The organism is Chryseobacterium endalhagicum (assembly GCF_016745235.1).
Classification (GTDB): domain Bacteria; phylum Bacteroidota; class Bacteroidia; order Flavobacteriales; family Weeksellaceae; genus Chryseobacterium; species Chryseobacterium endalhagicum.
In genome coordinates this window covers 1511544-1525377 of record NZ_JAELVM010000001.1, presented here as the reverse complement: position 1 = coordinate 1525377, position 13834 = coordinate 1511544, and the positions used below count along the sequence as shown (strand labels likewise).

The window sequence follows — 13834 nt, the reverse complement described above, 5'->3', positions numbered from 1 at the left end:
TTTTTGCATAGTCAATTAAAATGCCAAGTTGCCAATACCCCTTCCCAATCTTTGTTAAAAAACAAATAAACCCCTGAAAACATTTGGAATAATGTCTATATTTATAGGTATTATTCAGGTTCCCGTATGGAGATCATCATCATCATAGTGCTTATTTTGCTGAATGGAATATTTTCAATGTCTGAAATGGCTTTGGTATCTTCCAAAACTTTCAGGCTTAAAAGTGAGAAGAAAAAAGGCAGTTCCCGGGCCAAAACAGCTCTTAAACTGGCAGAGGATCCCAGCAGATTTCTCTCAACGGTTCAGATAGGCATTACTTTAATCGGAATTCTCCTCGGTATTTTCTCAGGAGACCGGCTCACCACCGATCTTACCCTCTATATTTCAAAATTTGAATTTTTCAATGAATATGCCAGAGGAATTGCAGCATTCATCATTGTAGCTGTGATCACCTTTCTTTCTATTGTTTTCGGAGAATTAATTCCTAAAAAACTTGGGCTTAAATTTCCGGAGAAAACGGCCATCATCATCGCCAAACCCATGTACTGGATGTCTGTTCTCGCTTCCCCGTTTGTATGGCTCCTGACCGTTACCAATGAAGCTATTCTGAAACTTTTCGGAATCAGGGATGATGAGAAGGAAATGATCACGGAAGAGGAAATTAAATCCATCATTAAAGAAGGAAAAGAAGGCGGAGTTATCGAAGAACAGGAGCATGATGTTTTAAGAAACGCCTTTGAGCTTGGAGACCGGAGAGTAAGTTCCCTTGCGACACACCGATCTAAAATTATTTCGCTGGATGCAGACGACAGTTACGAAATGGTGAAGGAAAAGCTCAAAAACAGTACATTTTCTACCTATCCTGTAACAGACAGGAATAATCTGGATCATATTATCGGGATGGTAAAAATGAGGGATCTCTTTGATCTGGACCATGAAAGTTTCAACCTTCGTGAACATCTCCGGAAAGCTGTTTTTGTGACTGAAAATTCATTCATTTATCCTTTAATGGAAAGCTTTAAGACCAACAGGGTCCACCTTGCTGTTGTTATTGATGAATATGGAACTACAAAAGGGATTATCACCCTCAACGATATTCTGGATGATCTTGTAGGGAATATTCCTGACGGCGCGGGCGGTGAAAAAGACATTATCAGACGGAACGAAAACTCCTGGCTGGTTGAAGGCAAATGTCCGCTCTATCATTTCAAAAAGTATTTTCAGATTGAACTGGATGAAAAGATTGAAAAAAATTTCGTGAGTGTTTCGGGACTTTTTATTTTTGGAAAAGATACTGTTCCCCAAACCGGAGATCAAATATCAATCGAGGACCTGACCCTGGAAATCGTGGACAAAGACGGAAACAGGATTGATAAGATTCTGGTGACGAGAAAAGATGGCGAGGAGTGATGAGTTGTAGAGTTTGAGAGTTTTTGGGTTGGAGAGTTTGGAGTGAGTGGGGAATTAGTTGCTGGTTGACAGTTGCTGGTTAATGTTTTTTGATTCTTGGTTCTAGCCTCTTGATTCTTAATCCTACAACCTAAAATTCACCATTCATTTGCAAAGCAAATTCACCATTGACATCTAAACTCAACCTAAAATTTTATGTCTGCCCTCTGAAATCTCAACATTTACGGGGTATCTTGGTTCTTGATTCTTAATCCTACAACCTAAAATTCACCATTCACTTGCAAAGCAAAATTCACCATTGACATCTAAACTCAATCTCAGCCTCAACCTAAAAATTTCATATCGGCCCTCTGAAGTCTCAACAAAAAATTTCACTAAGTTTCCGGAAAACCTATGTTTTGTATAAGATAAATTTGTAATTTTAAAAGTGATAAGTATAAATCCGCAAGGATTGTGATGCCGCCAGACTACTAAATTGCTTTATGAATTGTATGAAGCAAATGATTTTTAACTCAATCAATTTTAAATATCATGGAAAATATAAAGTTTGAAATATCTCCTTATCAGGATGAACTGCAGTTGTTGATTGATGGGCAGAAAGCAGGTTATATGTCGATAAAAATAGACGGCAGGCTGCTCATCGTTTATTACACTAAAATTATTGAGGAACGTGAAGGTCATGGCTATGCCAAAATGCTTCTTGACGAGCTGGTGCGGTATTCAGAAGAAAAAGATCTTCTGGTAGACCCTGAATGTGATTTTGTACGCCAGCAGTTTGAAAACCATCCGGCAAGATACAAGGATATCTGGCATGCGTAAATCAGTCCTGCCACCAGGCTTTGAACTGATGGTCAGTACCGTTCATATCCAGTTCTTCCCCAATCATCGGGGTAAGAATACAGAGTCCTTTTTCCTTTCCTAAATCGGTCACTTTCTGAAGCGGTTCATTCCATGGATGAAGAGCGAGTGCAAATTTTGAAGAGTGTACGGGAATAATTTTATGTGCCTTAAGGTCGAGCGCAGCCTTGATCACATCTTGAGGAAGGGCATGAATATACCGCCATGCCTCGTCGTACTGCCCATTTTCCAGAACCACATAATCAAAAGGTCCGAATTGATCCCCTATTGTTTTAAAATGGGAGTCATAACCGCTGTCGCCACCCAAAAATATCTTTTTTGTAGGTGTTTCCAAAACATAGGAGGTCCACAGCGTGTCGTTCTGTTTTATTTTTCTACCGGAGAAATGTCTTGCCGGGGTAAAAGTAATTTTCAGATTATTTTTCAAAACCACTTCTGTTCCCCACTCTTCTTCAATCAGTTTTTCTTCCGGATATCCCCATCTTTCGAGGTGTCCTCCGGTTCCTAAAGGCACAATCGCCATTTCAGTTCGATTTCTTATCGATTTTACAGTTGGATAGTCCAGATGGTCAAAATGATCATGGGTGATCACCAGATAATCCAGGTCGGGAATATCTTCGGGTTTAAACAGATCAGAACCTTTGAATGCTTTGTTAAAATATTTAAAGGGCGAACCGTATAAACTCAGCACCGGATCTACGAGAAAGGAAACACCATCCGTCTGAAAATAATACGATGAATGACCAAGCCAGATGAAAACGTCTTTATCTTTCGGAATGTTTTTCAGATCTGTATGAACCGCCGGAATTTCTTTTAATGGCTTTAACAGCGGATTTTTTTTACCCAAAATGAAATCGTAAGTAACTTTTATGGTACTGTAGCCTTCCGCAATAGCCGGCGTGTGGCTGATATTCTGGAACCTGTTGTTTTTATAGAGCTTTGACTGCTTCATCCGTTCCAGCCTTTTGCCTTTGGGAGCTGCTCCGAAAGCAGGAAGATTCATCACGAAAAGATAGAGTGCAACTAAAAAAAGAGCCGTTAAAATCAAATATATCATCTGCATTATTAATAAGCAGCAAAGGTATTGACTTTTGATCTGACATGAAAATGCTGTGAATTTTTAACTTAATTTATAACGCTTTCTGAATAATTTATCATTTATTTAAATCATAATTATCTTAAACTTTTTAACTTAGCCGATTGAAAAAAAATTCAAATACGTTGAAAAATTATTCGATCATACTGCTGGCAGCAGCTCTTTCCTCATGCACCTCCATCAGGAGACACAATGAGCAGAGAACTGCGTGCGTAAGCCCGGATGAGCTTAGGGAGGATATAGATTATGCCTACCAAAAGCTTCAGCAGATGCATCCCCAGCTTTACTGGTATATTTCCAAAAAGGAGCTCGATCATAAGTTTGACAGTCTTAAACAAACGATCGATCAGCCCCTGACTCCGCTTCAGTTTTACTTTAAATTGCAGCCCGTCATCGCGGATATCCGCGAAGGACATCTTTCCCTGAGAATTCCAAGAAAAAAGTTTACGCGGCGAGAAATTAAAACACTTGAGCAGAAAAAGGGAATGTTCAGCCGTTTTGAGTATTATATCAAGGATAACCAGTTATTCATTATTGAAAATAAAGATTCGATAGAGAACATAAAACCGGGAACGGAAGTTCTATCCATCAACAATATTCCTGTATCTGTATATATCAAAAAATACCGGGAACTGATCAGCAGCGATGGTTATAATACTACTTTTCAGTCTTACTTTCTGAAAGATGTGTTTTTTAATTTCTATACCGCAGAAAACGGATTTACAGATACAGCAAATATAGAAACGCTCTACCACGGCGAAAAGAAAACCTATACTTTATACAGAGAAGATAAGTCTAAAAAAGACCTTGCAAAGGATAAGGAACAGGAAAAGCGCACCGTTGAAAAGAAAATCAATGATTATGTGGCCTCCAGCAATTCTTACAACCGGAATTTTAAATTTCTGGACAAAGACAGCACAACAGCATATATCAAAGTACAGAGTTTTTCAAGAGACTATTCGGATAAGTTTTACAAGGAAACTTTCAGCAAAATAAAAAATGCCGGCGCCAAATATCTTGTCATAGACGTCCGGAATAATTACGGCGGATCACTGCATGAGATCAATAATCTGTATTCTTATCTGGCTTCGGAACCGTACGTTCTGATCAAGCCGTCACAGCTTACATCAAGACTTACTCCGCTGAAAACCAATTATTTCAGAAAAAGCAATGCATTTCAGTATGCTTTTAAGAGTCTGGCCTATCCTACTTATGTTTTTGCACAGACGTTCAGCACTTATAAAAAGGATGGAAAGGTCTATTATAAAATGAAAGCCGACAAAGCGACAAAGCCTGATAAAAATGCATTTCAGGGAAAAGTTTTTGTACTGATCAACGGCGGAAGTTTTTCTGCCTCCTCAATTATTACAGCCAAACTGAAATATGACAAACGCGCCACCTTAGTAGGTGAAGAAACAGGAGGTGCGAATGACGGAACCGTTGCCGGATTCTATTCTTACCAGAAACTGCCTCATTCCAAGATCAATCTTCCGATAGGTCTGCTGCTGGTACAGCCCAACATCGATTTTCTGAATACGAAAAAAGGAGTTGCACCGGATGTGACCATCAAAGAAACGATGCAGGATATTATCAACAGAAAGGATCCGCAGCTGGATTGGGTAAAAAAAGAGATTGCCAGAGAACAGGCACATCAATAGTTTATAAGGTTTCGGCGGGCTTTCAGCCCGCCGAAACTCTTCTTATTTCTTTAATTCTTTCAGTAAGTTTTCGATGTGTACAAAGTGTCTCCCATAATAACGGTAAAACCAGAACTTTCCACTCAGATAGAGTACAAAAAGACCTATGACAACGGCACTGATCAGAATCACGGCAATCTTTGCATCACTTATCGGTTCCGGCCAGGGAATAAATTCTATGACGATAATCATTTCACAGACAATAAAAGGAACAAAGCTCAGATAATATGAAAAGTAATACTGTTTATTGAGGTCAAACTGTATTTTCAGATCTTTTAAAGCATCATAGGTATTAAGCATCGGATTGCTTATGTCATTATAAAGCCTGAAAAATTTACTGTAAAAAAAGATCGTTACGAAAAGCATGGAGGCCACCAGCATGGTAATATAAAACTGAAGTTTAAAGGGCTGGCAGAATGCACATACAGCGAATGAAAAAATAAAGATCCCGATCACAGACCAAAATTCCAGACGCATATTCTTTCGGATCTTTTCTAAGGGCAGATTGATCTTATTTGTATGTTCAATACTTATTTCAGGGGTTTGTTCGGAAACATCTTCGTTCCAGACATTTTTTAATTCATCTATATTCATTGCTATTGATTTAAAAATTATGATTTATTTGAGTTTAAGATATCTTTCAGTTTATTTTTGGCCCGGTTCATTTTTACCCTTGCATTGCCTTCGGAAATTCCCATCTGATCTGCAATTTCTTTTCCTGAAAAATCTTCCAGATAATAAAAAATAAACGCTTTGTCAAGGGAATCCAGCTGCTGGACGGCCTTATACATCCTGGCCAGTTTTTCTTCCTTTTCTTCATCATATTCATCCTGAATGACTTTCATTTCGGAAAAATCCTCATTAGAAATAAAACTTCTTCTTTTCTCGGTTTTCAGAAAAATAATGGCGGTGTTGAGGGCTATTCTGTACAGCCAGGTTGAAAACTCACTCTGTCCTCTGAAGTTGGGATAAGCTTTCCAGATCTGATAGGTGATTTCCTGAAAAAGATCATCGCGGTCGTCTTTTTCGGACATGTACATTTTTGAAATCTTGAAAATGATTCCTTTATGCTTTTCCATTTTGTCTAAAAATTCCTGCTCTGCTGATTTCATAGTTTGGGGCTCTATACAGTTAGTTTTAAATGTAAAAATTTGTTACAGAGATTTTTAAAAATAAAAAAATCCGGCAGAATAATTTCTGCCGGACTGCAATTTAACTTTGAAAAACCTAGTCAACAATAATTTTTCTGGACGAAACAGAATTGTCTTCAGATGTTATTTTTAAAAGATAAACCCCTTTTTTCACACCAGGAATGTTGATCTTGTGGGTTCCTTTATTTAGTTTCTGAGCTCCTTTAACCAATCTTCCGGAAACATCATAAAGCTCCACAGACGTATTATCTTTATTATTTTCTATTGTGAATACGCCGTCTTTCACCGGATTTGGATACACATTGAATTCATTCTGTGTGCGTACAGTTTCGTTAGTTGCCAGTACACCGTTTCCAATTCCTACCGCATACCATGCTTTTACATTTTGCTGCTGTTCATTGCTTGATGCTCCATACAAATCTGTAACAGCCTGTTTTGTAAAATTATAGGCATCCATATAGGTTGTGTTCGGGGTCATATAATTGGTTAAGGCTCTGTAAATGATTTTTTCTGCCTTTTCAATGGTAATTCCTGTTACATTAAAAGGATTTCCGATGTCATTGGTTCCGGAACCTCCCTGCGACAGAAGATAAAACCAGTAATTCCCTACTCCGCTGTTGGTGTGTACGCCCCCGTGATCATTATCTGCGGTAGGATTCGCGGTACTTGCCCAGTTTGTCCCATTGTAAGTGTCAGGCTGCGGTCCCGGGTTGGCATTATTCGGATCGGACATGCTTCTCATATGCGGGCTTGGATTTGGATTCAGGAATGAGGCTGTTGGAATTCCTTCACCAATAGTCCAGTTCGGGCTGCTTCCTGAATAAAATTCAATAGCTGTTCCCAGCATATCTGCAATAGATTCGTTAATGGCTCCTGATTCTGATTCATAATTTAATCCTCCCAAACCATTTCTTCCAATGATCAGGTGTGAGTATTCGTGTCCTGCCACATCTATCCCGACTACAGGATTCATCAGGGTAAACAAGCCGCCCAATATTTTCCCGTTTCCATAAAGCATACATACAATTCCTCCGTATAAAGGAGTATCAAGCGCAGCAGCATTGGCTCCTCCGGTAAGTCCTCCAAAATCAAAATTGTAATAGTTATCTATTTTGGCACCGTTTCCATCGTAGCTGTTTCTGTTGTGACGGGCTATATAATAATCATAGGCATTTTTCATTCCCCAATGAACTTCCACTGGTGGTTTTGTATCTGCACCCGTGTAATCTGCCACAGGATTAATGTATTCCTGAACATTGATAATCCCACCGTTTATGGTATCTACATCCAGTGTAGTCCCGTTCATGGTATGGATATTTCTTTCATTATCTTTCAAACGGAACTGCCCATTGTAAGAATCTACAGTAATGGACTGATTACCTTTATAGTACGTTGAGCTAGTAGAAGGGGTATCAACATCATGAACTCTTGAGTTTTTCTTTACCACTGCTCCTGAAACGTTATCTATATAGTAAGTATAAGCTTTTAAAGGCTTCATGGATAAAGCTTCTACCTTAGAAGTGTGATACATTGCCGCCTTTCTTCCGTTATTTACTTTTGTAATAACTTCTTCAATATTGGAAATGGTCACCTTCCCCTTTGCATTGAGATCAGCCAGGATAATAGATTTTATTCTGCCGGAAGTAGGCTGCTGCTTTGGAGAAAGATTAATATCTGAGACAATCTCACCATTTACATACGTTACTTTTCCGTTTTTTTCGTGCACCAGAACCATATCATCCATTACTTTTACCCCTTTATAATAGTGCTCATAAACGAAATGTTTAATTCCCAATTCATCCTTGTTCTGCTTCAGAAGCTTGAATGAATGGTCGGTCCCAGTCCCTAACCATTCACCTAAATGGTTAAAAAGGAAATCTGCTGAAACATTCTGTCCGCTAAAATCTGCACTGAAATTACCCAGAACGGAAGAAACAGCAATTTTCGGCAGTTCTTTCACTGAAATTTCAGATCTCCCTTTGTTTTGGGCCTGCATTACGCTGGCAGGCGTAATTCCAACCGCTAAAGCAAAAACCAGAACGCGGGCTAAAATAGTTATTCTTTTCATATTATATTTTTTTATTTCTCACAGTTAGTAGAAAAAATACAATAATGTTACATCAGTTTTAACAAAAACATAATTAAAAACAATATTTAATATATTATGTTAACATTCAACTGGTTTTCACCAACAAATCGGCAAAATATTTAAGGACGATAAAATGATAAACTCCCGGAATAAAAAAAACCAACAGAAATAATTTCCTGCCAGGTCTCATTGTGTGTTTTTTTAAGTTCTTCCCCAACCACTGTTCATCACAAACAGGGTCTTCGTACGAATAATTTTAATTGATAAACCATCATTCAATAGTTTATCTGTAAATGAACAGTCAGTTAAAAATTTGAATTATCATAAGCTCAAATCGCTCACTAACTTTGTATGTCTCTACTAGTTAGTAGCAAAAAATCAAAAATGTTACACCATTTGGAGAAAAATTTATATAAAACCCACATTCAATTCTGCCATATCCCGTTCAGCACGTCATTTAAGACTGTTTATTTTTTTCATATTTAAAAAATCCGGAAGAAATTTTCTTCCGGATTGTATCTTTTAATTTAATCTGGGTTCGGGGTAAGAAGTTAAGATTAAAGGGCTGGAAGCTGGAAGAGAGAGGCTGGAAGTTACTATTGGATAATATATTAAACAGCTGCCTTTAAATTGGTTGAAGCGGATTCAAAAAATTAATAAAACCGCGGTGTATTTCTGCCATTGGACTTCAATAACTTCCCTCTTCCGGCTTCAAACTTCCTTACCCTATTATACCAACGAAAATGCCCTATCCCGAACTCAGTTTAATTTAAATCTATGTTGAAATAAGAATTGCAAATTCTCAAAATAATCAGTTTAACCTGTCCAAAGCTTCTATCAGAACCTGAATATCTATAAATTTAAGTTTCGCACCGATGATGATGAAAAGCAGGAGAACCAGAGTCAAAAAGACAATGATGAAAATGTACACTGAAACAAACCATATCACTGTATTGATGACATTCCCCTTCAGGCCGAACCTGTTCATGAAAAATTTTTGAGAACGGATAAACCATGCATTCTGTTTTCCTCTTTTTGGCTTTGCTTCAAGCCCGTTCAGTTCATCCACAAGACCCACAACATCTTCTATATAGCGGCCATACATATAATAAATCCAGTATTTTATGATAAACCAAACCAGCATCAGCGTAATGAAAAAACTGATGGCAAAAATGGCAACATTATACTTCATTTCAAAATGAAAGTTGATTTCAATGAGGGACAGCAGAAAAGCCAGCGGAATGTAGGAAATATAATAGGAAATGTAGATTTCTTTCGATATTAATAGTTGTGTTTTAAGGTTAAACAGGTCATAATTGGTATTGATACTGCTTTTAGAAAGCATTTTATACAGCTTAAGAAAGCGGGAATAAAAATAAACAATAAAAGCCAGCGTCAGGATGACGACAAAAGCTGAAATGATTACAATATTGCTGTTTCCGGAAGCGGAAGGAAAGCCAATCAGAAGCATCGGCAGTGTGACGACCATCAGCCAGAATTCTGTCTGCATATTGATCTTCAGCATCTGCAGCGGGGAATGAATTTCACCCTGCTTTTCCATAGAGATTTCGGGCAGATCCTGCCTGTTGTCCTTATCCCAAAGTTCTTTAAAATTTTCTAACTCCATTTGTTTTTGTTTTTAAGTCCTGTTATTCTTTTGCTTTTCGATGATCTCCTTCAATTTTATTTTGGCCCGGTTCATTTTTACCCGGGCATTGACCTCGGTGATTCCTAACTGACGAGCAATTTCCCTGCCGGGAAAATCTTCCAAAAAGAAAAAAATAAGCGCCTTGTCTATAGGGCTGAGCTGATGGATGGCTTCGTACATCAGCTTCATATTTCTGTCATCTGCATCATTGTAGGATTCAAGGGGAACCACAAGATTCTCTATTCCCTGATTCTGAATAAAACTACGTTTTTTTTCACTCCGCAGAAATACAATTGCTGTATTCAGGGCTGTCCGGTAGAGCCAAGTTGAGAAGTCACTTCTTCTCTGGAAATCGCCATATGATTTCCAGGCCTGGTAAATGATCTCCTGATAAAGATCATTTTGATCATCCCGATCGTCCATATACATTTTAGAGATTTTGAAAATAACACCTTTATGTTTTTCAATCTTCTCTAAAAATTCTTTTTCCATTAAAGACATGCTCTAAACTCTACAAGAACAGCAGCAATTTGCTAAAGTACTACTTTTTTAACATAAAACTAAAAACTCCACGGTTGTCAAAATACAAAATCCTCAAAAAATAAAGAAATTTATTGAGGATTATTATTTTATGTTAAGTAAAGTTAAGTACTTAAAAAAGGTAATCTGTACTTAGAAAATTCGAATCGTGATCTCTCACAATTGTATTTAATAATTTTTTATTCGAATCTGTAATTTTTGCCGCTACCAGAGATCTGATGGAGAATGAACGAAGGGCATCAAAAACAGAAAGCGTTCCTTCCGCACTGTCTTTTCTTCCGGTGAACGGAAAAACATCCGGACCACGCTGTGCCTGGCAGTTGATATTCACACGGCTTACCAGATTCACAAACGGATCGATCAGCCTGGAAACCTCCTGAGGATCTTCGCTGAAAATACTCACCTGCATTCCATGCGATGCATTCACCTGATAATCGATAGGCTCTTCGATTTCTTCAAACGGAACCACCGGAATTACCGGCCCAAACTGTTCTTCGTGATACAGTTTCATATCACTGTTAACCGGAAAGACTACAGCTGGAAACACAAAAGATTCTTCTGTAAATCCTCCGTTTTCATTTAAAACTTTCGCACCTTTCGCCAAAGCATCATCAATACATTCTTTCAGATACGGTGGTTTATTAACTTCTGGAAGCGGTGTCACTTTTACATCTTTTTCCCACGGAAGTCCGGGTTTCAATGCAGAAACAGCAGCACTTAATTTTTGGGTAAATTCTTCAGCAATTTCTTTCTGAACAAAGATAAGTTTCAATGCAGTACAGCGCTGCCCGTTGAATGACAATGCTCCCAAAATACATTCGCTCACGGCTACATTCAGATCTGCATTTTTGGTTACGATGGCTGCATTTTTAGCATCAAGACTCAGAATAGCGCGGAGACGGTTTACTTTAGGATGAAGTTTCTTCAGTCCGTTGGCCACTTTGCTGGATCCGATAAAGGCCAGAACATTAACTTTTCCACTTTCCATAATGGGAGTAATGATTTCTGAACCTTTGCCGTAAAGCGTGTTGACAGTTCCTTTCGGGAAGGCTTCTTTAAAAGCATTCAGTAATGGATAATGAGCCAGAACACCATGCTTTGGAAGTTTAAACAAAATGGTATTTCCCATGATCAGTGCGGGAATCAATGTGGTGAAAATCTCATTTAAAGGATAATTAAACGGTCCCATACTCAACACAACGCCCAGCGGCGCTCTTCTGATCTGTGCAATAGTTCCCTCGGCTTCCTGGAAACGGGACGATTCCCTGTCGAGATCTTTCAGAGCATCAATGGTCTGGTTGATATAATCTACAGTCCTGTCGAATTCTTTGGTAGAATCAGCGAGGGTTTTCCCGATCTCCCACATGAGCAGTTTAATCACAAGATCACGCTGCTGGATCATCAGATAAACAAATTTCTGCATACATTGAATGCGCCCTTCTACAGACATAGTCGGCCATTCTCCGAGACCATTATCGTAGGCTTTAACCGAAGCTTCAAGAACTTCCATCGCTTCTTTAGGGCTGATATTCGGGATACTTCCGAGCAGTTTTCTTTCGAGACCGTTTTCTGTAGGAATGCAGACCGGCGAATAAATCTCCTGAACCTCCCCTTTCCATTCTACCAGTTTTCCATTGAGAAGATATACTTTCTGATGAATCTCCTGCACTTTAAATTCTTCCGGAATTTCGTTTTCACTTTTAAAAATATCCTGAAATAACGGTTTATTGACTGAATCCATAAATTTTTATTTTTTGATAATTGAGTGTCATTCTAAAATTAAACAGAATAAAGGTAGCCGTTAAAATTGGTTTTAAAAACAGACGGTTGATAGATTTGCTCTATTTGGCGGGTGTTTGAATTAAAATTAATGTCAGGTACTGAAAAAATGAATAATTTTACTGAAAATAAAATTCATGCTATCAAAATTAATTTACAGCGCGTTGTTTCTTTTCTCTGCATTGGCTTTCGGTCAAAATACCGTATTGATGGGAGGAAAACCGGTCCATACTTACGCCAAACTGCCGGCAGTGAATAAAGCAGCACCAAAGTTTACGCTTACAGACGTTACGATGAAGGATCAGACGCTTGATTCTTACAAAGGAAAATACATGATCCTGAACATTTTTCCAAGTGTAGATACAGGAGTTTGTTCAGCTTCTGTTCATCATTTCAATGAAGACGCAGCGAGTATTCCCAATACGGTTGTTCTTTGTATCTCTAAGGATCTTCCTTTTGCCCAGAAAAGATTTTGTGGTGCTGAGGGAATCAAAAATGTAGTGATGCTTTCAGATTTCCGTTCAGATTTCGGAAAAACGTATGGCGTGGAAATCACGGATTCTGTGATGAAAGGTCTATTAAGCAGAGCTGTGGTGGTGATCGATCCTTCCGGAAAAATCATTTATGAAGAACAGGTTGCTGATATTTCGCAGGAACCGAATTATGAAGCGGCGATTGCAGCTGTGAAAAAATAAGCTTTTGCTTTTGGAATAACTTAAAATGAGCTTCGGCGATCTTCGATCGCCGAAGCTCATTACTTTTTCAGCTTTCCTTTCTTTTTTGTGGTGATGACAATAACACCATTTTGGGCCTGTGAGCCGTAAACTGCAGTGGCAGAAGCACCTTTCAGAACATTCATCGTTTTTATAATATTCGGATCTATTTCCTGAAGGTCCTTAAAACTGATTATTTTTTTATTCACCACAACCAAAGGCTTCTGATCGTCTCTCATGGTAGCATGTGCACCTCCGATCCTAATCGGTGTTCTGTCCTGACGATTCTCCTGCATCTGATTAATAATTAATCCCTGCACTTTCGGCTGGATTTCTTTTGTGTCGCCTTCTTTAGTGTTGTTTAAAGCATTTGCTGGAATTATTGAAACAGCTCCCAACAATTTTTGGTCTTTCTGCTTATTAAATCCATGAAATACAATTTCTCTTATCTCTTCTGTCTTTAAAGTATCCTTGACCGTATTTTGCTGAGCATTTACGGAAACAAACCCTCCTGTTGTCAATATAAAACCGACCGCAAACTTTGTAAATAATGAATTGAGATAAGAATACTGCAGATTTCTGTTCAGCTGAGATTTATAAAAGTTTCCGCAAATATCCTCCGAAGGATCAGAAAAAGCTTCTATTATTTCCCGATCCGAAGCAACGGTAAAATCCCGTACGGTTTTGGAGCAAACGGAACAGAATCTTCCTTTTTCTTCGGGTGTCATGGCTTCCCAATTTTCGTGACATGGTTTTGGTATGGTGATTTTCATAGTCTCTTTTTATATAGAGATGCGGGAATGATAGGAAAGGTTGGAAAGGTTATCTTGAAATACTTATGTTGGAACATTTC

The 13834-nt window shown here is 38.3% G+C and carries 12 protein-coding genes; 4 read left to right on the top strand and 8 right to left on the bottom strand.

What is annotated here, in order from left to right; translation table 11 throughout:
* The first annotated feature begins 126 nt into the window (after positions 1 to 126).
* Both JET18_RS06630 and JET18_RS06625 read left to right on the top strand, forming a co-directional pair.
* A complete protein-coding gene (locus JET18_RS06630) occupies positions 127 to 1410 on the top strand; it encodes a hemolysin family protein (RefSeq protein WP_202089832.1) in 1284 nt (427 codons plus the stop codon).
* Between the two features lie 531 nt (positions 1411 to 1941).
* On the top strand, positions 1942 to 2229 hold the full coding sequence (locus JET18_RS06625; RefSeq protein ID WP_202089831.1) for a GNAT family N-acetyltransferase: 288 nt from the start codon (positions 1942 to 1944) through the stop codon (positions 2227 to 2229).
* A gap of 1 nt (position 2230) precedes the next feature.
* Here the strand turns inward: JET18_RS06625 and JET18_RS06620 are convergent, their stop codons facing one another.
* The gene (locus JET18_RS06620; RefSeq protein ID WP_202089830.1) at positions 2231 to 3325 is read right to left on the bottom strand and encodes an MBL fold metallo-hydrolase; all 1095 of its coding nucleotides are present in this window, start codon (positions 3323 to 3325) and stop codon (positions 2231 to 2233) included.
* A 164-nt stretch (positions 3326 to 3489) separates the two neighbouring features.
* Between JET18_RS06620 and JET18_RS06615 the strand changes: the two genes are divergently transcribed.
* Entirely contained in the window at positions 3490 to 5022 is a 1533-nt protein-coding gene (locus tag JET18_RS06615) for a S41 family peptidase (protein WP_202089829.1), read from the top strand.
* A gap of 42 nt (positions 5023 to 5064) precedes the next feature.
* Here JET18_RS06615 and JET18_RS06610 read toward each other — a convergent pair whose 3' ends face one another.
* The 6 genes from JET18_RS06610 to JET18_RS06585 all read right to left on the bottom strand — a co-directional run bounded on the left by JET18_RS06610 (position 5065) and on the right by JET18_RS06585 (position 12230).
* Positions 5065 to 5655, bottom strand: a complete 591-nt coding sequence (locus JET18_RS06610; protein WP_202089828.1) for a hypothetical protein — start codon at positions 5653 to 5655, stop codon at positions 5065 to 5067.
* Between the two features lie 17 nt (positions 5656 to 5672).
* On the bottom strand, positions 5673 to 6173 hold the full coding sequence (locus JET18_RS06605) for an RNA polymerase sigma factor (RefSeq protein WP_202089827.1): 501 nt from the start codon (positions 6171 to 6173) through the stop codon (positions 5673 to 5675).
* 115 nt (positions 6174 to 6288) lie between these two features.
* On the bottom strand, positions 6289 to 8280 hold the full coding sequence (locus JET18_RS06600) for a M4 family metallopeptidase (RefSeq protein ID WP_202089826.1): 1992 nt from the start codon (positions 8278 to 8280) through the stop codon (positions 6289 to 6291).
* 832 nt (positions 8281 to 9112) lie between these two features.
* Positions 9113 to 9928 carry a hypothetical protein gene (locus tag JET18_RS06595; protein WP_202089825.1) on the bottom strand — a complete coding sequence of 272 codons (816 nt, stop codon included), beginning with the start codon at positions 9926 to 9928 and terminating at the stop codon, positions 9113 to 9115.
* Positions 9929 to 9940: 12 nt separating this feature from the next.
* The gene (locus JET18_RS06590; RefSeq protein ID WP_202089824.1) at positions 9941 to 10450 is read right to left on the bottom strand and encodes an RNA polymerase sigma factor; all 510 of its coding nucleotides are present in this window, start codon (positions 10448 to 10450) and stop codon (positions 9941 to 9943) included.
* A 151-nt stretch (positions 10451 to 10601) separates the two neighbouring features.
* The gene (locus JET18_RS06585; RefSeq protein ID WP_202089823.1) at positions 10602 to 12230 is read right to left on the bottom strand and encodes an NADP-dependent glyceraldehyde-3-phosphate dehydrogenase; all 1629 of its coding nucleotides are present in this window, start codon (positions 12228 to 12230) and stop codon (positions 10602 to 10604) included.
* Positions 12231 to 12405: 175 nt separating this feature from the next.
* Between JET18_RS06585 and tpx the strand changes: the two genes are divergently transcribed.
* Positions 12406 to 12963 (top strand): thiol peroxidase, encoded by a 558-nt coding sequence (gene tpx, locus JET18_RS06580; RefSeq protein ID WP_228728493.1) that lies wholly within the window; start codon positions 12406 to 12408, stop codon positions 12961 to 12963.
* Positions 12964 to 13022: 59 nt separating this feature from the next.
* Here the strand turns inward: tpx and JET18_RS06575 are convergent, their stop codons facing one another.
* Positions 13023 to 13754 (bottom strand): TonB-dependent receptor plug domain-containing protein, encoded by a 732-nt coding sequence (locus tag JET18_RS06575; protein WP_202089822.1) that lies wholly within the window; start codon positions 13752 to 13754, stop codon positions 13023 to 13025.
* Positions 13755 to 13834 lie beyond the last annotated feature (80 nt).